Below are 20,602 nucleotides of genomic sequence, written 5' to 3' on the forward strand. Positions count from 1 at the left end.
CATATACTAGGATGATTGGCCCGGGTCATTGATCTTGATCTGAAAATAAAAGGCGGTGGACATATGCTCAAAAAACAAACAGTCGTTTTATTGCTGATTCTGGCTATTGTCGGCAGTAGCGCATTGACGCTGTTCGTATCAAAGGATCATAGCTTTGCTACAAGTCCGGGTGCCGGTATCCTTGCGAGCGGCGGGTCTAATGGACTCAAACAGGAAGAGGCCAAGAAACTTGGAACGGCCCTCGATCTTATTGAGGGTAACTACTATCAAGATGTAGATCGTACAAAACTGGTGGATGGTGCGATTAACGGGATGATGCAATCGCTCGAAGATCCGTATTCCTCATATATGGGTAAACAGACTGCCAAAGAATTTGAAGAGAGTATTGAAGGTTCTTTTAGTGGTATTGGGGCTGAGGTTTCCTCGGACAACGGGAATGTTATGGTTGTCTCTCCAATTAAGGGTTCTCCTGCTGAGAAAGCAGGTATCCGGGCTAAGGACATTATTCTTTCGGTTAACGGACAGTCTTTACAAGGTCTTGAACTCAATGAAGCAGTGGCTAAGATACGTGGTCCAAAAGGAAGTGAAGCGAAGGTATCTGTCAAGCGTACAGGTACAGCCTCACCAATCGAGTTTGTTATCGTTCGTGATGATGTAGATCTGGAAACGGTCAAAGCTCATATGGAACCAGGTAAGATTGGTGTCATTGAAATTACACAGTTTTCATTGAACACGGGCGAGCGTTTCAAGAGCGAATTAACGAAGCTTGAGCAACAGGACATGAAGGGCCTAGTGATTGATGTCCGTAATAACCCTGGTGGGGTATTGTCAGTCGTTATTGATATTGCAGACCAGTTCGTCCCACAAGGTAAAGTGATCGTGCAAGTTGAAGATAAGGATAAGAAACGTGATAAGAATGTATCCAAAGGTAAAGGTAAGTCTTACCCTGTAACATTGCTAATGAATAAAGGAAGTGCTAGCGCTTCTGAGATTTTAGCAGGTGCTTTGCAGCAGTCCGCTGGTGCTAAGCTTATGGGTGAGAATTCATTTGGTAAAGGGACCGTACAGACTAGTTTTGAGAAACAACTAGGTGATGGTAGTTTACTCAAAATTACAATTGCGAAGTGGCTTACACCGAATGGATCATGGATTCATAAAAAAGGAATTAAACCGGATATTGCGGTTTCACAACCGGATTATTTCTCTGTAGCTCCAATCAATAAAAAGGTGAGCCTACAGTATAATACGAATAACAGTGATGTGAAGAATGCTCAAATCATGCTGGATGGCCTTGGATTCAAGCCAGGACGCAAGGACGGTTTTTTCGATCAGAAGACGACCACAGCAGTCAAGGAATTCCAAAGTAGCGAGAAGCTTAAGGTTACCGGAATTATCGATGCCAAAACGGCAGAAAGCCTTGAATCAGCACTGATTAAAGCGATTCGAGATCCGAAGCGGGACAATCAAATGAAGAGTGGAATCGAAGAGGTACGGAAGGAAATCGCGGCTTCCGCGTCGAATAAGTAAGAAGGCTGAACTTCAGCCTTCTTTTTTTCTGTACTAAGCTTTATTTGGGAGGAGTGACCTAGTTTGAATTTGGCTTTGGAATTATTATGGAATTTTACAGATGCTCTGGTACAGCTGTTATTACAGCCGTTTTACTATATTTCGATCATATTTATGATGTTGATTTATCGCAGGCAGGTATTACTAGAACGTAAGCTGTTTCATGTCCGCCTTCACAGTTGGGGGAATCAAACCTTTCGTACGATTGTAGGGGGATTAATTGCAGGTATTAGTGTTTCAATAGCAGTGGCCTTTTTGGGTATATCATTGACGCAAGAGGCAATTATTTGTATATGGGCAGTAGCGATTGTATTACTTCTGTTTCGTATTCGCTATCTATGCTTTGCGTACTCGATCGGTATTTTAGGTGTAATGCAATTCGGTTTAAACCTATTTACGAATTGGGAGCCAACCAGTTTCATGGGATCGATAACAGACACGATCCGAGGTCTAGATATTCCTGCATTGTTAGCGCTAGTGGCTATTCTACACTTAGCAGAAGCACTATTGATTAAGCTGCAGGGTGTGTCGTTTGCCAATCCACTGTTTATGGAGAGTAAGCGAGGCAAGCTGGTTGGAGGATATCAGATGCAGGCATTCTGGCCGCTACCGCTGTTCCTACTCATCCCTGCACAGACTAGTGGAAGTATTCTGCCTTGGACTCCTCTACTAGGAAACGGATGGAGTGGCGGATTTAGTATGATGGCACTTCCAGTCGTCATTGGTTTTAGTGAGATGACACAAAGCTTACTGCCGCAGGTAAAGGCTACGCGTACATTTAAACGCCTGCTTATATATAGTGTTGCTCTATTTGCACTCAGTCTATTATCAGCATGGTGGACACCGCTTATCATTGTGGCGTCACTTGCAAGCATCCTGCTTCACGAAGGGCTAGTCTGGTATAGTCGTTTTGAGGAGCAGAATCAGAGTCCGATATTTGTGCATCCCACACAGGGGATGAAGGTGCTTGGCATTATACCGGGTAGTCCAGCTCAGGAACTAGGTATCGTCACAGGAGAAACGATTCTAAAGGTAAACGGAGTGTTGATTCGTACGAAGGAGCAATTGCATAGCGCGCTACGCATGAATCCGGCATTTTGTAAGTTGGAAGTCCGTAATCTTCAGGGGGAAAGTAAGTTTATACAGAGGGCCATATACGCAGGTGATCATCACCAGCTAGGAGTCATTTTGGCGCCAGATCCAGATGCCGGTGTAGCATTGGTGATGAAACCAGTTAGTATTTTTCAAATCGTAGGGATGAAGGTCAATGCTCGCAACAAATTGCCAGATACCTATAGATCAGATGATATAGAGGAAGATTCTTTCCCTATGTAGCATATACATGATTAAATGATAATAGGGGGGATTTATTTGAGTGGTTCTAGTATATTAAGATTAATTACGGGTGTGTTTGAATTCACCTTAGCCATCCCCATAATTGGTGGGCTCATTGTAATAGGAAGTTCTTATAGTGTGTTGGTAATTATGGGAATCCTCCATATCATTACTCTTGTGATCTCACTAGGAAAGAGGGAACCTGTGTATGGATCAGGATTTGGCATTCTGACTTGCTTAATTTCTTGGATTCCACTTGTGGGCTGGTTCATGCATTTAATTTCGGGAGTGCTCCTATTGATTAGTGCATTTCAGAGACCAAGAATTCAAGGAGATCGATATTAGAACGACATAATAATACTAGCTATACATTGCTAGATAAAAGGCCCTACGAATGTATTCGTAGGGCCTTTTATTGTGATTTAATCGTGTAATTGCCGCAATACAATGATTTCAACGCGGCGGTTCTTCTGCTTACCAAGTTCGGTTGTATTATCACCAACTGGGCGTGTGTCGGCATAACCTGCATATTGAAATTCAGCAGGATTTAGCTTCTTCTGGTCCAGAAAGAAACGAAGTATTGACAGCGCACGAGCACCAGACAAATCCCAATTGTCCTTGTACTTGGAGGCATGCGTAATCGGAACATTATCCGTATGACCTTCAATACTGATGGTTGTCTTTAGTTCTTTAAATAGACTGGCCAGCTTGTCCAGTGCAGGTTCTGAGATAGGTTTGAGATCTGCCTTACCGATGTCGAACAGAAATTTATCACTTAGTGTAATAGCAATGCCCTGAGGTTCATCAGCAACGAAAATTTGATTTTCTAGACGATTATCCTTTACATAAGCTGAGATGACTTTCATTAAATTTTGTAACTCCTGCTCCTGTGAGCGGAAAGCTTGTTCGCGTTCCGTCAAAGGTTTAGAGGTTGTATCTTCTGGCGTTTTTTCCCCTATGACCGGGGTCTTTATCGTTGTATCCGGGTTCTTATGATTGTTCTTGGCGGCATCGCCGGTAAGTCCAGCGCCTTGCTCAAGAATTGAATCGCCACTCTTAAATGTAAGCTGCAGTGATTCGGTCACGACTTTATATTTTTCAGTATCTAGCCGGCTCATTGCGTACATCATAACAAAAAATATGAGTAGCAGCGTGATCAGGTCAGCGTAGGTAATAAGCCAGCGGTCCCGGCTTTCCATGCCGTCATTCTTTCCGCTGCCTCGTCTTCTACCTCGCCGTCTCATCAAATCCCTCCTTTGCTACAGGTATATGGTAACGTTCAACAGGTGTAAAAGAGTTAAGCTTCTTACGGACTAAATTGGGATGCTCTCCGTTCTGAACGGCGAGGACTCCTTGTAGTAATAATTCCATATTCTGAATTTCGTCAGCGCTCCGGGATTTAATTTTGGATGCAATGGGCAAAAAGATAATATTAGCACTCGCAACGCCGTACAGGGTAGCTGTAAATGCGACAGCAATGGCTGGTCCCAGCTCGGTTGGTTGTTGAAGGCTACCAAGTACATGAATGAGTCCCATAACCGTACCGATGATACCCATGGTTGGTGCATAGCCACCGGCTGATTCAAAAATTTTGGCATAGCCTTCATGTTTGTGTTCTACAGCGTCCATTTCAAGCTCCATAATCTGTGCGATTAATGGACCTTCAGTTCCATCTACCACCATTTGAATGCCTTCCCGTAAAAATAAGTTGGGATGCTCTGATGCCGTTCTTTCCAATTGTAAAACACCATTACGACGGGCAGTTGTAGCCATTCCAACCAGATCCTCAATCAACTGCTCCGTATGGTCGTCCTGACGAACAAAGGCAAAGCGCAGCGCGTGTGGGATGGTCTTAAGTTTAACAAGAGGGAAGCTGACCATAACGGCGGCGATGGTACCGCCAAATACGATGAGAGCAGCGGTCTGCTGCATTAACCCGCCAATCTTACCTCCTTCCCATAGAAATCCTCCTACCAGCGCGAACAGGCCGGCTAGTAAACCAATAATTGTAGTCAAATCCATGTTGATGAATCACTCCTATTGTTGAGTTGGGGTTTGCATAAGGAAACTGATCAAGGTATAATTAATAGGAACAAATATTCTTATTTAAACAAGGATTTCCTATAATATAATATCGGGAAATCTCGACATATAGTTTAGAATATCTATTTTAGATGATAAGGGTGATGTTGGGCAATGAGTGATATTGTCGTTAGTACCAAAGCATTCGAGCTCGAGTCAGAATACAGCCCGCAGGGAGATCAGCCCAACGCGATAGTGGAGCTGGTTGAGGGCCTTAAGCAGGGTAAACGAGAGCAGACATTGCTCGGGGCTACAGGTACAGGTAAAACCTTTACAATGGCACAGGTCATTGCCAAGGTCAATCGGCCTACACTAGTTATAGCCCATAACAAGACGCTAGCTGCTCAGCTTGCGAGTGAGTTTAAGGAGTTCTTTCCCACGAACTCTGTGGATTATTTTGTAAGTTATTATGACTACTATCAGCCCGAAGCGTACATTCCTTCCTCAGATACGTATATCGAGAAGGATTCTAGTATAAATGAAGAAATTGATAAGCTTCGTCACTCCGCTACCAGTTCGTTGTTCGAACGTAGAGATGTCATTATTGTAGCGAGTGTATCCTGCATATACGGCTTGGGATCGCCGCATGAATACTCTAGCTTGTTACTTTCGTTACGAGTAGGTATGGAGAAGCCTCGTAATCAGATTTTGGCGAGACTTGTCGATATTCAGTATCAGCGCAATGACATTAACTTTGTACGCGGAACGTTCCGCGTTCGTGGCGATGTGATTGAGATATTCCCTGCCTCCAAGGGAGAGCAGGCTGTTCGTATCGAATTGTTCGGTGATGAGATTGAACGGATTACAGAAATTGATGTGCTGACCGGAGAACTGGTTGGAGAACGAGATCATATTGCCATTTTTCCAGCATCTCACTTCGTGACGCAAGAAGAGACAATGCGAGTTGCGCTCGTGAATATTGAACGAGAACTGGAAGATCGCCTGACCGTCCTGCGTGAAGCAGGTAAATTGTTAGAAGCACAGCGACTCGAACAGAGAACTCGCTATGATATAGAGATGATGAAGGAAGTGGGCTTTTGTTCTGGGATTGAGAACTATTCTGGACCACTCACGTTCCGTGAACCAGGCGCAACGCCGTATACGTTAATGGATTACTTCCCTGATGATATGCTAATTGTTGTGGATGAGTCGCATGTGACTCTGCCGCAAATCCGAGCGATGTATAATGGTGACCGTGCACGTAAAACCGTATTGGTGGAACATGGATTTCGCCTACCTTCTGCACTGGACAACCGACCATTGAAGTTTGAAGAATTTGAAGAGAAGGTCAAACAAATTGTTTATGTATCGCTACGCCTGGTCCTTATGAGATCGAACACTGCAGTACAATGGTAGAACAGATTATCAGACCTACCGGTTTGCTGGACCCTATTATTGAAGTGCATCCATCGAAAGGGCAAATTGATGACCTTATCGGACAAATTCGAGAACGCATTGATCGTGATGAACGTGTGCTAGTCACTACACTGACGAAGAAAATGTCTGAGGATCTTACGGATTATCTGAAGGAGATTGGAATTAAGGTCAGATATTTACACTCCGACATCAAGACTTTAGAGCGGATCGCTATTCTTCGTGACCTGCGGCTAGGTACATTTCATGTCCTAGTGGGTATTAACCTGTTAAGGGAAGGTCTGGATTTGCCCGAAGTTTCATTGGTTGCGATCCTTGATGCGGATAAGGAAGGTTTCCTTCGTTCAGAACGGTCACTGATCCAGACGATTGGACGGGCGGCTCGTAACTCCGAAGGTTTTGTGATTATGTATGGTGACAAAATAACGGACTCAATGGACAAAGCTATGAAGGAAACGGCGCGCCGCCGCACCATTCAGATTGCTTACAATGAGGAGCATGGGATTACGCCACAGACGATTCGGAAGAAAGTCCGGGATGTTATTGAAGCAACGAAAGTTGCTGAATCCAAAGCGGATTATCTCACGGGAGCGGCAGGCAAGCTGAATAAGAAAGATCGTCAATCGCTGATTCAGCGGCTTGAGGTAGAGATGAAAGAGGCGGCTAAGAACCTACAGTTTGAGCGGGCAGCCGAGCTGCGTGACGCACTACTGGAGATCAAAGCAGAGTAGCTATAAGAATAATAGGGGAACGACTGCAAGCATAAGTCGTTCCTTTTATAGATGCATATTTAATTAAGAATAAAGTCGTATCATCAACAGCCTTTGATTGAAGGAGATGAGTTAGCGTTGGCTAGTGAGAATATTGTAATTAAGGGCGCAAGAGCCCATAACTTGAAAAACATTGATATTACCATTCCGAGAGACCGTTTCGTTGTATTAACAGGTTTAAGCGGATCGGGCAAATCTTCACTTGCGTTTGATACGATCTATGCTGAAGGACAACGTCGTTACGTAGAGTCGCTATCTGCTTATGCTCGGCAGTTTTTGGGTCAGATGGAGAAACCAGATGTGGATTCCATAGAGGGTCTGTCTCCGGCGATTTCCATTGATCAGAAGACGACAAGCCGGAATCCGCGTTCCACGGTCGGAACGGTTACAGAAATTTATGATTATTTACGGCTACTCTTTGCTCGAATCGGCCATCCACATTGCCCGGATCATGGGGTAGAAATTACTTCGCAGACGGTAGAGCAAATGGTAGACCGTATTACGCAATTTCCGGAGAAGACTCGACTACAGTTACTTGCTCCGCTGATTTCAGGACGTAAGGGCGAACATAAGGCACTCTTAGCCGATATCGGTAAACAAGGATTCGTTCGGGTGCGGGTAAACGGAGAACTGCGTGAACTCGCAGAGAACATTGAACTTGAGAAGAACAAGAAGCATACCATTGAGGTTGTTGTAGACCGAATTGTGATCAAAGAAGGCGTTGAATCTCGACTTGCTGACTCGATTGAAACGGCTCTTAAGCTGTCGGGTGGACAGTTATTGGTGGATGTAATAGATCAGGAAGAACTACGTTTTAGCTCGAATTTCGCATGTCCGATTTGTGGGTTCAGCATGGAAGAATTGTCTCCGCGGATGTTTTCGTTTAATAGCCCATTTGGAGCTTGCCAAGAATGTGACGGTTTAGGTGTCAAAATGATCGTCGATCCAGATCTGCTTATTCCAGACATGGACAAGTCCATTGAAGACGGTGCATTCCTGGCTTGGACCGGTAGCACTTCCAATTACTATCCGCAGTTTCTAAGTTCGGTATGTGCTCATTTTGGCATTCCACAGGATGTTCCTGTAGGTAAGCTCAAGAGTGAAGATATGGATAAACTGCTCAAGGGTACAGGTAGTCAGAAGGTTCGCTTTGTATATCACAATGACTTTGGACATCACAAAGAAGCACATGTCGTTTTTGAGGGCATCATTCCGAATTTAGAGCGACGTTATAGAGATACGGCATCCGAAGGTATACGTGAATTTATCGAAGGGTTTATGAGTGCTAAGCCATGTGAACTATGTAAGGGTCACCGCCTGAAGAAGGAAGTACTCGCGGTTACAGTTAATGATTATAATATTTCTCATGTAACGAGTCTTTCCATAGGTGAAGCTATGGAACTCTTTAATCAACTTACTTTAAGTGAGAAAGAACAGCTATCGCCAATCTTATTTTAAAAGAAATCAATAGTCGCCTTGGATTCTTAGTTAATGTTGGACTAGATTACCTTACACTCAGCCGAGCAGCAGGAACTTTCGGGTGGTGAAGCGCAGCGTATTCGACTTGCAACCCAAATAGGTTCTAGTCTTATGGGCGTCCTGTATATTCTGGATGAACCAAGTATTGGACTGCATCAGAGAGATAATGATCGATTGATTGCTACATTGGAGCATATGAGGGACTTAGGTAATACACTTATTGTCGTAGAACATGATGAGGATACGATGATGGCGGCCGACTATATTATCGATATCGGACCTGGAGCGGGCATCCACGGAGGTCAGATTATGGCCAAGGGAACACCGCAAGAGATTATGGATGATCCTAATTCATTGACAGGACAATATTTGAGTGGGCGCAAGTTCATTCCCGTTAGCTCGGAACGTCGCAAGCCTGACAAACAACGTTGGTTGGAGATTCGTGGAGCCAAAGAGAATAACCTAAAGAATCTTAACGTCAAAATTCCAATCGGTGTATTCACAGCGGTAACAGGTGTATCGGGTTCAGGTAAGTCAACATTGGTCAATGAAATTCTGTATAAAACACTAGCGAAAGTGTTGAACAAAGCGGTTAAGGTTAGACCTGGTCAGCATAAGGAAATTAAGGGCCTTGAACATTTGGAGAAGGTTATTGATATCGATCAGTCTCCAATCGGACGTACTCCACGCTCTAATCCAGCGACATACACGGGTGTATTTGATGATATTCGCGATATTTACGCGCAGACAAATGAGGCCAAAATGCGCGGATACAAGAAAGGTCGCTTCAGTTTTAACGTAAAAGGTGGACGTTGTGAGGCCTGCCGTGGGGATGGAATAATTAAGATTGAAATGCATTTCCTACCGGATGTATATGTGCCTTGCGAAATTTGCAAAGGGAAACGATATAACCGTGAAACCCTTGAAGTTAAGTATAAGAGCAAGAGTATTGCTGAAGTGCTGGAGATGACGGTGGAGGATGCGACAGAATTTTTCAAGAACATCCCTAAGATTCATCGTAAACTACAGACATTAATGGATGTTGGTCTTGGTTATGTAAACATGGGACAGCCTGCGACAACCTTATCTGGTGGGGAAGCGCAGCGTGTGAAGCTAGCATCCGAGTTACATCGTCGGAGTACGGGTAAAACCTTGTATATTCTCGATGAACCAACTACAGGTTTACATGTAGATGATATCGATCGCCTACTTACCGTACTTCATCGACTTGTGGATTCAGGCGAATCCGTGCTTGTCATTGAGCATAATCTCGATGTTATTAAGACGGCAGACTACCTGATTGACCTCGGTCCTGAAGGTGGTAGTGGTGGGGGTACCATCATTGCGACGGGTACACCGGAGCAGATTGTGGAGGTCGAGGAGTCGTACACGGGCAAATATCTTAAACGGGTGTTAGAACGAGATACGGCACGTAGTGAGGCTTTGAAAGTCCAAGTTTAAGTCTAAGTTCTAAGTACACTTAACAATTATTACTAATCATGATAAGAAGCCGTGTGTCATTCCAGAGGATGCACATGGCTTTTCTAATAAAATAATGGGATTTGGATCATAATAGACATCAGTCGGATTAATCCTGGTACATAGGCATTTTGTCAATATAGAAGGTCATTAGAAGATAAGTTTTACATTCCATATAATGTAAACTTTATGACATTTTTATTTTTTTGAGAATGAAGTCTTGCATAACAAGTCTTGGAAGGATAACATGTATATAGATATGTTAAAATTGAGCGAATTGATTAGGGAGGTCCAATCATGATGATCCTTGCAGAAGCTGCAACTACAGCTGCATCCAAATTTAATACGTTTGATATTTTTATGATTTTATTCACAATCCTTATCCTTATTGGTGTCGTTCGACTAGTGACCCAACCGGTTAAGAACAAGTTTGCAATCGGATTCAGCATTGTTTGTCTGCTCGTATTCCTAGCATCTGATTTTGCTATGGTTAAAGAGTGGATGAGCTAAGAAATCTCGCATTTGCATCATCTATTGAAGAGCTCTACCACGAAGAAGACACCTTTCTGCCGAATGGCGGAATAAGGGGTCTTTTTTTATCGGAAATATCCATCTAAATATAGGGCTTCCAGCAATTGTATAGACGGTCGTTCTATGTTACATTTGGCTAAGATTCAAGGGACAGAGGACTACGGCCATGGGAACTCATCGTAAGATCTTGGGAGAGACGGCAGCAGCACGGCAACCTTGACTCACAGATAAAGAGAAAATCAGGTGAGGGGAAATGATTGTTATGGGGAAAAAGAGGGCCATTATGCTGTTAAGCAGCTTACTGTTGCTCAGTGGAACGATGGAGGCTCAAGCCCAAAGTGCTGGGAAGACAACGATTACTAAAGCTTCTGCTGTACCTACGGCCTCGAAAACGGACAAGTCCAACATATCGTTAGTATCGAGTAGTAATAAGAGTGTTAAAAGCGTTAAAAGTAGCAAAGTGGTCAAGAATACAACATCTGTTGCTACGGATCCGATACCGCAGATTGTTAAGAATATTTCTCCATCTGTCGTGGGTATTATTGGCCGTTCTACGGATGCTACATCGAGTGGTAGTGCTGCAAATCGATATAATCTTGCCCATGGAACTGGCGTCATCATTCGTTCAAATGGATGGATTGTTACCAATGCCCATGTGGTCAATGGTTTGCAAAGTACGTTAGTTGTTACATCGGATGGTAAATCCTACAACATCACGGATACATATATAGATGAAACGAGCGATATTGCACTTATAAAAATTAACGCTAAAAATATGGTGCCAGCTACCTTTGCTAAATCAGCTCAGAATGCTCAAGTCGGAGAGAGGGTTGTGGCTATTGGCACACCGATTTCCTTTTCTCTACGTAACTCGGCTACGGTTGGAGTTGTTAGTGGCTTGAACCGAGGCATTAACGCTTCCTATCGGCTTATCCAGAGTGATACGGCCATTAATCCAGGGAACAGCGGCGGACCGCTTGTGAATATGAAGGGTGAAGTACTAGGGATTAATAGTATGAAATTTGCTGCGGTTGGCGTGGAAAATATGGGATTCTCCATCCCATCGGAAACGGTTCAATATGTGATTGTGCAGCTATTTAAATATGGTGAAGTACAGCGTCCAAGTCTGGGTCTTAGCATGGAAGAAAGCTGGTCCGCTATTGTGGGACTGCCAACAGATGATCCGTTGACCATTAATAAGGTTCTTTCAGATGAGGCAAAGAAGGCTGGGATCCGTGAGAATGATGTCCTCTACAGCATTAATGGCAAACGTGTTTCGTCGGTAGTAGATATCAACGAAATGTTTAAGCTTATATGCCAGGACAAACCGTGAAGCTGCTTATGCAGAGCGGAGGCGATATTGTGACTCGTCAGCTCGTCTTAACTCGTGAAGGGAAGCTAGGCGCCTCAGCAGATGTGAATGGCGATGATGAGATAGGTGACGACCTATGATACGTAACAGAGGGAGAGAGAACATGAACAGGAACCAAAGCACATTGCGCAAGACAGGTGCAGTGCTGATTGCCGCAGTTATTATGGCATCATCTGCACTTCCGGTATGGGCAGCTGATCGTGGTGCGGACAAATTAGTGATTCAGCTCAAGACGGGGAGCGCAATTGCTGTAATTAATGGACAAGAGCAGCGTATTGCGGCGAAGCCTTATATGGAGAAGGGTACGACTATGGTGCCACTTGGGGTGTTTAATAAAGCTTTTGGTAGCGAAGTACGACTTGAGAAAACAAATGTAATCAAAGTTATGTACGGTCCGCATACGGTCTCACTTACGATAGGTAGCACAGTCGCATGGGTGGATGGTCATAAAATTATTTTGGACACAGCGCCTACAATGGCTTCTGGCACGCTAATGGTACCGCTACGAGTGGTAGCAAAAGGTATTGGGGCTACTATTAATTCGGGTAAAGCAAATGAAATTAATATCTCTCTTGTACCTACCGATAATGATGTTGTCGTTGATCCGGGCATTGATAACGATCTTGGAAAAACGAAAATTGGTAATAGTTTTTACCAGTGGACCATGAATTATCCAAGTGGACTCGTGCTTGGTAGCGGAGACGAAGACGAGAGTGTTGCTTCATTTAGCGATGCTGAGGATAACTACTATATCGAGGTCCATGCTAACGATCAAGAAGTGCAGCTAAGTGCAGCTGATTTGCTTGAGCAATTGGTCGAAGACGCTAAAGATTCTGGAGAGACGGTTCTGGACCGAGAGGCTTTTCCACAGGCGAAGGTGCCATATGCACGGATTATTGCGAAAGACAGCGATGGAACGTATTGGGAATGCCGACAATATTACAACAATGATCGACTGTATGAGGTTTATTTTGCCGATACGAAAGCTTCGAACTATAAGGACTTAAGCAAATATGCGGGGCTGCTTAATTCATTCGACACAGGATTTAATGTATCAGATAAAGCAGTTAAGGACTTATCCACGGTTAAAAATGGGATGCGTAGTGCATTCAATGATGATTATGGTATATCTTTAAATGTTCCAGCCGGTTGGAGTATGGATCATGCCGATATGTATTATGAGAGCAAGGAAGGCAGCTACTTAAAGCTGAACGTTTCATCAGCACCGAAGGGATCGACGCTAGACCAGTGGAGTGGTCAACTAAAGACGTGGCTAGAGGAGTCTTTTGTACCTGAATCTTATCAATTCGTAAAGACGTATCCGATCCAAATTTCGGGTGAAGATGGAATCGTGAACGAGGTTAGATACAATTATGGTGATGGCTGGATTACAGAGTATGAAGTGATGATTCAGAAGAATGGATATCGTTATTACACCGAATATGCTGTTCCTGAAGATCAGAAGGATGATTTGGCACGCTTTAAACCTTTGATGGATGCCATTCACATTGATTTCGATGTGGTAACGGATACGTTTGGAAATTTGGAGGAAGATTCTTTCCTTACCGCAAAGAGCAAGAAAGTAACGAAGACTTCAAAGGCCTTCCAGTATAAAATCGATATTCCGCAGTATTGGACAGCGGTTCACGATAAGTTCGAAAAATCCCCTGTGGAGTATCAGTTTACGGGTGGCCGATTCCTCTTGACTGTAGAGAAGACTGGAACAGTAGAAGCTACGGTGAGTCAGTTGAAATCATATTATAATGAAGCAGCTAAGACGCAAAAAGATTTTAAAATTGTGAAGATTGAGGAAATTACCTTTGCTGGAGTCACGGCAACATCATTCACGCTGCATCAGGTTAAGGATGATATTCCGTATGTAGGACGTCAGCTCGTATTCCAGAAGAATGGAAAGGTGTACACGCTTACCGCTTCACTGAATGATGCGAATGCAACGACATTACAGAAAGATACTTTAGATAGCACGCTGAATTCATTTGAATTTACGAAATAAAAGATTCAGAGATATTTGATATAGGATAACGATTAGAGCCGGGTGACCCTGAAAAAGGGGGAATCCGGCTCTTTGCCATTAATTTATCATCGAAATCATGCTCTCAAACTAGAAGGAATCGGGGATGTTTGGTACACTAGTAAGGTTGAAGTACCATTGATCGTATGCACGTATGTTATGAAAGAAAATATAAACGTGAATCATGAAGTACATGCAGCTTAAACTAAGGTACCGGCTAGGCCGGTTTGGGAGGACATAGATGGATACTCAGGCAATACAAAGGCAGGATGTTGAGCTGCTGGCACCCGCAGGTGATTGGGATTGTATGCGCGCAGCTGTGGCGAATGGAGCGGATGCGATATTCTTTGGCGTGGAGAAGTTTAATGCACGCGCACGCGCAAACAACTTCCAGATGGCAGAGCTGCCGGAAATCATGGCTTTTCTGCATAGCTATGGGGTTAAAGGATTCCTGACTTTTAACATTCTTGTATTTGAAAATGAACTAGAGGATGCTCAGGGTCTAATTGACGCATGTATCGATGCAGGTGTAGATGCGGTCATCGTACAAGATTTGGGGCTTGTGAAATTGATTCGTGAAATGTCACCTGACTTCCCAATTCATGGCTCTACACAGATGACGATTACATCTCCGGAAGCGGTTGAATTCACCAAACCGTGGGGAATGGAGCGCGTTGTACTTGGTCGTGAGAACAGCTTGAAACAAATTCAGAAGATTGGCGATCAGGCTAAGCTACCAATGGAAGTGTTTGTACACGGTGCACTATGCGTGTCCTATTCTGGTCAGTGTCTGACATCCGAAATGTGGGGCGGACGCTCTGCGAACCGCGGTGAATGTGCACAAGCTTGCCGCCTACCGTATGACCTGATGGTCGATGGGGAGCAGAAGCCAATGGGGGATGTAGCCTATCTATTGTCGCCAAAAGACTTGGCAGCGATCGATATTATGCCTGAACTTATCGAAGCGGGAGTGACTTCTTTCAAAATTGAAGGGCGACTCAAAAGCCCAGAATACGTGGCTAACGTCGTTAGTAAATATCGCAAAGCGATTGACCTCTATTTTGATGGAAATAAGGTCCGTCCGAGCAAAGAAGAAATTCGTGAACTAGAACAGAGCTTCTCTCGTGGTTTGACTCACGGCTTCCTAGATGGAACAAACAACAAGAAGCTGGTCGAGGGTACTTTCCCGAAAAGCCGTGGTGTTTACCTCGGTCGTGTCGATCAAATTCTGCGTGACGGCGTGGTATGTCATATTGATGCACCGCTTAAGCGTGGAGACGGTATCGTGTTTGATGCTGGAGATCCGACGAAGAAGGAAGAAGGCGGACGTGTTTACGATATTCGTCGTAAGGGCGTCAAGATTGAAGCGAAGCCGGTGAAGGCTGGATCATCGATATCGTGCCAGGCCGTAATGACGTAGATTTGCGTAAGCTTCACGTAGGTGACCGCATTTGGAAAACGAATGATCCAGCGCTCGATAAGCGTCTGCGTCAAACGTATGAGACGGAGAAACCGTACCGGGTATTCCCGGTTCATGTGAAAGTCGTTGGCCATGTAGGTGGCCTACTGACAACGATTTGGACTGATGTGCAGAAGGGCACAACCGTCCAAGTGGATTCGGAGCTGGAACTCGAAATCGCGCAAAAGCGGCCAATGGACTATGCTCTTCTGGAAGAGCAATTCGGCCGTCTTGGCGGAACAGTGTTCCAGCTGGAACAGCTTGACGTCGATCTGCAAGGCGACGTCATCGTGCCTATGCGCGAGCTGAACAGCATCCGCCGCCGTGCGGTGGAGCTGCTCGCTGGCGAGCGCCCTAAGCCGCCCGTCTACGTGAAACGGGCGGTCTCGGTCTTTGACGATGCGGCGCGAAGCGCATCGCCAGTGATGCGCGGTGAAGCAGAGATCACCGCGCTATGCCGCAGCCTGCCGCAGGTGCAGGCTGCGCTCGACGCCGGCGTGGATTTCATATACGCCGACTTCGAGTTTATCAAGCAGTTCCCGGCAGCGGTAGAAGCCGTTCATGCCGCCGGCAAACGGATTGCGCTGCTACGCCGCGTATTCACATGCCGAACGAGAACGGCTACCATAAGAACATCCTGCGCCTCAAGCCCGATGCCGTGCTTGTGCGTAACACAGGGGCACTCTACTTCTATCTCCGCCACCGGATGGAGAACCCAGATGCAGAGCATCCACAGCTAATCGGCGACTTCTCACTGAATATCGCCAATCATAAAGCGGTGGATTTGTTCCTTGAAGCAGGTTGTGATCTCGTTACACCATCATATGACTTGAACATACAACAGATGGTCGATCTCTTGGGCCGTTCGGATACATCTCGTATGGAAGTCGTTATTCATCAGCATCTACCGATGTTCCATACAGAGCACTGTGTTTACTGTACCTTCCTTAGTGAAGGAACAGACTTCACTAACTGTGGTCGTCCATGTGAAGACCATAGTGTCTCCCTACAAGACCGCATCGGTATGTCTCATCCCGTTCGCGTGGACGAAGGCTGCCGTAATACCGTGTATAACGCTATTGAGCAATCCGGTGCAGAGTATCTCACTCACTTTATGGAGCTTGGTGTAGCGAACTATCGTATCGAGTTCCTTGAAGAAACAGAAGAACAAGTGCATGAGGTTATTAATCTCTACAAACGCGCATTGCGCGGCGAGATCAGCGGTACGCAGGTTTGGAAGTCTCTGAAAGCGACGAACCAGCTTGGTGTAACGCGTGGTCAGTTGGTGAAATAAAGGAAGAATGATTAGATTGAAAAATGGTTCTATATCGGCATTGCTGTATCTTTAAATATAAAAGGGCGTCCGCTTGCGGACGTCCTTTATTAATTCATAATATGTCATCAGTTCCTATATTGGTTATAATTAGGTTAATACATAGCAATAGATGATTAGGAGAGATTGACCATGAAAATCCGCAAAGCTATAATTCCAGCAGCCGGTCTAGGCACACGTTTCCTACCAGCGACTAAAGCTATGCCTAAAGAGATGTTACCTATTGTGGACAAGCCAACGATTCAATACATTATAGAAGAAGCAGTAGCTTCAGGCATTGAAGATATCATTATAGTAACAGGTAAAGGTAAACGAGCTATAGAAGATCATTTTGACTCATCATTTGAATTAGAACATAACTTGGCAGAGAAAGGTAAATGGAACCTGCTTGAGGAAGTTCGCAAATCTTCCGAAATGGCTGACATTCACTATATTAGACAGAAAGAGCCCAAGGGTTTAGGCCATGCGATCTGGTGTGCTCGTAAATTTATTGGAGATGAGCCTTTTGCCGTATTGCTTGGGGATGATATTGTTGAGTCAGATATTCCTTGCCTCAAACAAATGATAGACGTATATGAAGAGCATCAATCCTCAATTGTGGGTGTTCAGCCCGTTCCATGGAATGAAGTATCTAGATATGGAATTGTTGATGCTTCTAAAATAAATGAGCGTGTATACAGCGCTAATAGACTAGTAGAAAAACCTAAGGTAGATGATTCTCCATCTAATCTAGCCATTATGGGGAGATATATTCTAACACCTCGGATATTTGAAATCCTGGAGCAGCAATCTGCTGGAATTAATGGTGAGATTCAGCTAACGGATGCGCTCTCTAAACTTGGTGAAATAGAGACTATTCTAGCCTATCATTTTGAGGGCAAGAGACATGATGTAGGGGAGAAGTTTGGTTTTATTCAAACGACTATTCATTATGCTTTGCAAAATAAAGAGCTTAAAGCTGAACTTCTTAATTATATGCGTGGCGTTATGGAAGAAGAGAAGAAGCAATCGTTCTAATTAAAAAAGACAGGGCCTAGTAGATATCTGCTAGGCCCTGTCTTTTTCATTAATTAATTCATAATAAGGCATATAGCTATTTTATTTATCAGGCATAAATTATCGGCACTAAGAGAGTTGGAAATCTGACGTAACTAAATGCATATATTAAATGTAACGAACGCCCCCTCTGTCATTATTAAAACTGCTGTACAGGTGCGGGTTCACGTCCGTCATTATCGGTATTGAGCTGGTGAAGACGTTGGAACACTGAAATTATAGAGAAATTGGAGGAAGCATCCCATGAAAGTCACTCCTTTACATCTACAAGGCGCATGCCTAATTGATCCGGTTGTCCATGCGATAGCCGGGGTTTTTTTATGGAAAGTTATAATGAAACGATGATGAACGAGCAGGGTATCAATTTTGATTTTATTCAAGATAATCAATCTCTTTCCGCAGAACCTGGGGTAATTCGTGGCCTTCATTATCAGCTTAACCCTAAAGCTCAAACAAAACTAATCCGTGTTCTTACAGGCGCAATTTATGATGTCATTGTTGATGTACGCCAAAACTCCTCGACCTTTGGGCATTGGGTTGGCGTGATTTTGAGTGAGCATAACCAACGTCAATTGCTTGTGCCGAAAGGTTTTGCACATGGGTTTTGTACACTTGTACCGAATACCCAAGTCATGTACAAAGTGGACGAATACTATTCCCCAGAGAATGATCGCGGCATATTATGGAATGATCCGGCGCTTGGTATTGATTGGCCAACGTCGAAACCAATTCTTTCTGACAAAGACAAGCTTCATCCGCTCTTACAGGATGCAGAGCTTAATTTTGAGTAGGAGGCTGCATTGAAATGAAACTTCTTGTTACCGGCGGAGCGGTTTTATAGGCAGTAACTTTGTAATATATATGATGCAGCAACATCCAAATTATCAAATTATAAATGTAGATTCTCTTACCTATGCTGGGAATCTAGAGAATTTGAAATCTATAGAGAACAACCCCAATTACACTTTTTCTAAAACAGATATCACAGATGCTCAAGCCGTGGATACATTGTTTCGACAAGGTGTAGATGTTGTTGTAAACTTTGCCGCTGAATCCCATGTAGATCGCAGTATTCTTGAACCCGAAGTGTTTGTGAAGACAAATGTATTAGGAACTCAAGTGCTTCTGGATGCCGCCAAAAAATACGGTGTTACCAAATTCGTTCAAGTATCTACGGATGAAGTGTACGGAACTTTGGGTGAAACAGGTCTATTCACGGAAGAAACACCACTTACACCAAATAGTCCATACTCAGCTAGTAAAGCGGGTGGAGATCTACTTGTTCGTGCATATCATGAAACATTTGGACTTCCTATAAACATTACTCGTTGTTCGAATAACTATGGACCTTACCAGTTTCCTGAAAAGCTGATTCCATTAATTATCTCTCGTGCTTTGAGTGACCAGGCGCTTCCGATATATGGTGATGGTCTAAATATTCGGGATTGGCTCTATGTAGAGGATCATTGCAGTGCCATTGATTTGGTTATACACCAAGGACGGATTGGTGAGGTATATAACATAGGGGGAAACAATGAACGAACCAACCTCCATATTGTGAAGACCATTTTACAAGAGCTGAACAAACCGGAAGCCCTTATGACATATGTTAAAGATCGCCTCGGACATGATCGTCGATATGGGATCGATCCTACGAAGATTACACAAGAGCTGGGATGGAAGCCTAAACATCATTTTGAGACAGGAATTAAAGAAACCATACAATGGTACTTGAATAATAAGGAATGGTGGAGCCGAATTCAATCGGGTGAATACCAAGACTATTCCACGAAACAATATGGTGACCGTCTAGGAGATTCGTTATGAGAATCGTGGTGACGGGTGCTTCCGGGCAGCTTGGAACAGATGTGGTATTACTGCTGCAAGGTGAGAATCATGATGTTCTTGGTTGTACTCGTAATAACCTAAATATTACCGACCTAGAGCAGTGCAAAAAGGTTATAGGGACATTTCTGCCTGAGGCTGTTATTCACTGCGCTGCATATACGGCGGTTGATGCTGCTGAGACTGATATCGATAAGGCGTATCAAGTTAATGCTGTCGGTACTAGAAACATTGCAATAGCTTCCGAGCAAGTTGGAGCTAAGATGATATATATAAGTACCGATTACGTATTTAACGGTCGTTCAGAATTACCTTACCAAGAGTATGATAATACAGATCCACAGGGCGTTTACGGTAAATCCAAAAGAGCTGGGGAGTTATTAGTCCAAAACTTATCCTCTCGCTATTTTATAGTGCGTACATCTTGGGTGTACGGGCTACACGGCAACAATTTCGTGAAGACGATGCTACGTTTAGGTCAAGAAAAGCCTTCTTTACAGGTTGTCCATGATCAGAAAGGCTCTCCAACATACACCGTTGATTTGGCTGAGTTCTTACTCGAATTAGTTCAAACTGATAAGTACGGTATTTATCATGCTTCCAATAGTGGTGAATGTACTTGGTTTGAATTTGCCGAGGCTATATTTGAGGAAGCTCTTAACATGGGATTCAACATGATTGCCAAGCCAGAACCATGCACAACAGAGCAATTCCCTCGTCCTGCTCCTCGTCCTTTTAACTCGGTGATGGATCACTTATCAATCCGTATTAACGGACTCACAGATCTTAGACCATGGCGGGAAGGACTTCATCATTATTTGATTATCTTATCTTCAATACAATCATAGATAATGCCAATGGATTTATTTAACAGAGTCCTAATCATTTG

Annotated in this window: 10 protein-coding genes and 6 pseudogenes; 14 read left to right on the forward strand and 2 right to left on the reverse strand. The window is 44.0% G+C overall.

The window, feature by feature from the left end; translation table 11 throughout:
• The first annotated feature begins 63 nt into the window (after positions 1-63).
• The 3 genes from JCM16418_RS20170 (at position 64) to JCM16418_RS20180 (ending at position 3,246) form a co-directional block, all read left to right on the forward strand.
• Positions 64-1,527 carry a S41 family peptidase gene (locus tag JCM16418_RS20170; protein WP_036652621.1) on the forward strand — a complete coding sequence of 488 codons (1,464 nt, stop codon included), beginning with the start codon at positions 64-66 and terminating at the stop codon, positions 1,525-1,527.
• Between the two features lie 63 nt (positions 1,528-1,590).
• Positions 1,591-2,901 (forward strand): PDZ domain-containing protein, encoded by a 1,311-nt coding sequence (locus JCM16418_RS20175; RefSeq protein WP_052020604.1) that lies wholly within the window; start codon positions 1,591-1,593, stop codon positions 2,899-2,901.
• A gap of 36 nt (positions 2,902-2,937) precedes the next feature.
• Positions 2,938-3,246 carry a hypothetical protein gene (locus JCM16418_RS20180; protein WP_036652599.1) on the forward strand — a complete coding sequence of 103 codons (309 nt, stop codon included), beginning with the start codon at positions 2,938-2,940 and terminating at the stop codon, positions 3,244-3,246.
• A gap of 77 nt (positions 3,247-3,323) precedes the next feature.
• On the opposite strand, the gene JCM16418_RS20185 is transcribed toward JCM16418_RS20180, so the two are convergent.
• Positions 3,324-4,145, reverse strand: coding sequence for a flagellar motor protein MotB (locus JCM16418_RS20185; RefSeq protein WP_036652601.1), 822 nt, complete (start codon positions 4,143-4,145; stop codon positions 3,324-3,326).
• Positions 4,129-4,923 (reverse strand): flagellar motor protein, encoded by a 795-nt coding sequence (locus JCM16418_RS20190; protein WP_036652603.1) that lies wholly within the window; start codon positions 4,921-4,923, stop codon positions 4,129-4,131. Before JCM16418_RS20190 ends, JCM16418_RS20185 begins: the two co-directional genes overlap by 17 nt.
• A gap of 174 nt (positions 4,924-5,097) precedes the next feature.
• Here JCM16418_RS20190 and uvrB point away from each other — a divergent pair.
• The 11 genes and pseudogenes from uvrB (at position 5,098) to rfbD (ending at position 20,561) form a co-directional block, all read left to right on the forward strand.
• Positions 5,098-7,088: pseudogene (gene uvrB, locus JCM16418_RS20195) on the forward strand (excinuclease ABC subunit UvrB).
• 117 nt (positions 7,089-7,205) lie between these two features.
• A pseudogene (gene uvrA, locus JCM16418_RS20200) lies at positions 7,206-10,067 on the forward strand (excinuclease ABC subunit UvrA).
• Between the two features lie 318 nt (positions 10,068-10,385).
• A complete protein-coding gene (locus JCM16418_RS20205; RefSeq protein WP_036652633.1) occupies positions 10,386-10,595 on the forward strand; it encodes a hypothetical protein in 210 nt (69 codons plus the stop codon).
• Between the two features lie 274 nt (positions 10,596-10,869).
• Positions 10,870-12,068: pseudogene (locus JCM16418_RS20210) on the forward strand (S1C family serine protease).
• A 23-nt stretch (positions 12,069-12,091) separates the two neighbouring features.
• A complete protein-coding gene (locus tag JCM16418_RS20215; protein ID WP_036652605.1) occupies positions 12,092-14,002 on the forward strand; it encodes a copper amine oxidase N-terminal domain-containing protein in 1,911 nt (636 codons plus the stop codon).
• Between the two features lie 72 nt (positions 14,003-14,074).
• Positions 14,075-14,224 carry a hypothetical protein gene (locus tag JCM16418_RS25090; protein WP_156327237.1) on the forward strand — a complete coding sequence of 50 codons (150 nt, stop codon included), beginning with the start codon at positions 14,075-14,077 and terminating at the stop codon, positions 14,222-14,224.
• A 37-nt stretch (positions 14,225-14,261) separates the two neighbouring features.
• Positions 14,262-16,773, forward strand: a pseudogene (locus JCM16418_RS20220) (U32 family peptidase).
• 171 nt (positions 16,774-16,944) lie between these two features.
• A complete protein-coding gene (galU, locus tag JCM16418_RS20225) occupies positions 16,945-17,829 on the forward strand; it encodes a UTP--glucose-1-phosphate uridylyltransferase GalU (protein WP_036652607.1) in 885 nt (294 codons plus the stop codon).
• Between the two features lie 282 nt (positions 17,830-18,111).
• Positions 18,112-18,659: pseudogene (gene rfbC / locus JCM16418_RS20230) on the forward strand (dTDP-4-dehydrorhamnose 3,5-epimerase).
• Between the two features lie 14 nt (positions 18,660-18,673).
• Positions 18,674-19,695 (forward strand): annotated as a pseudogene (gene rfbB, locus JCM16418_RS20235) (dTDP-glucose 4,6-dehydratase).
• Positions 19,692-20,561: a dTDP-4-dehydrorhamnose reductase gene (gene rfbD / locus JCM16418_RS20240; RefSeq protein ID WP_036652609.1), complete on the forward strand. Its 870-nt coding sequence runs from the start codon at positions 19,692-19,694 to the stop codon at positions 20,559-20,561. The pseudogene rfbB and the gene rfbD overlap by 4 nt, the downstream one beginning before the upstream one ends.
• Positions 20,562-20,602: the final 41 nt, after the last annotated feature.

The sequence above is a fragment of the Paenibacillus pini JCM 16418 genome (assembly GCF_000576305.1).
GTDB classification, from domain to species: Bacteria; Bacillota; Bacilli; order Paenibacillales; family Paenibacillaceae; genus Paenibacillus_AQ; species Paenibacillus_AQ pini.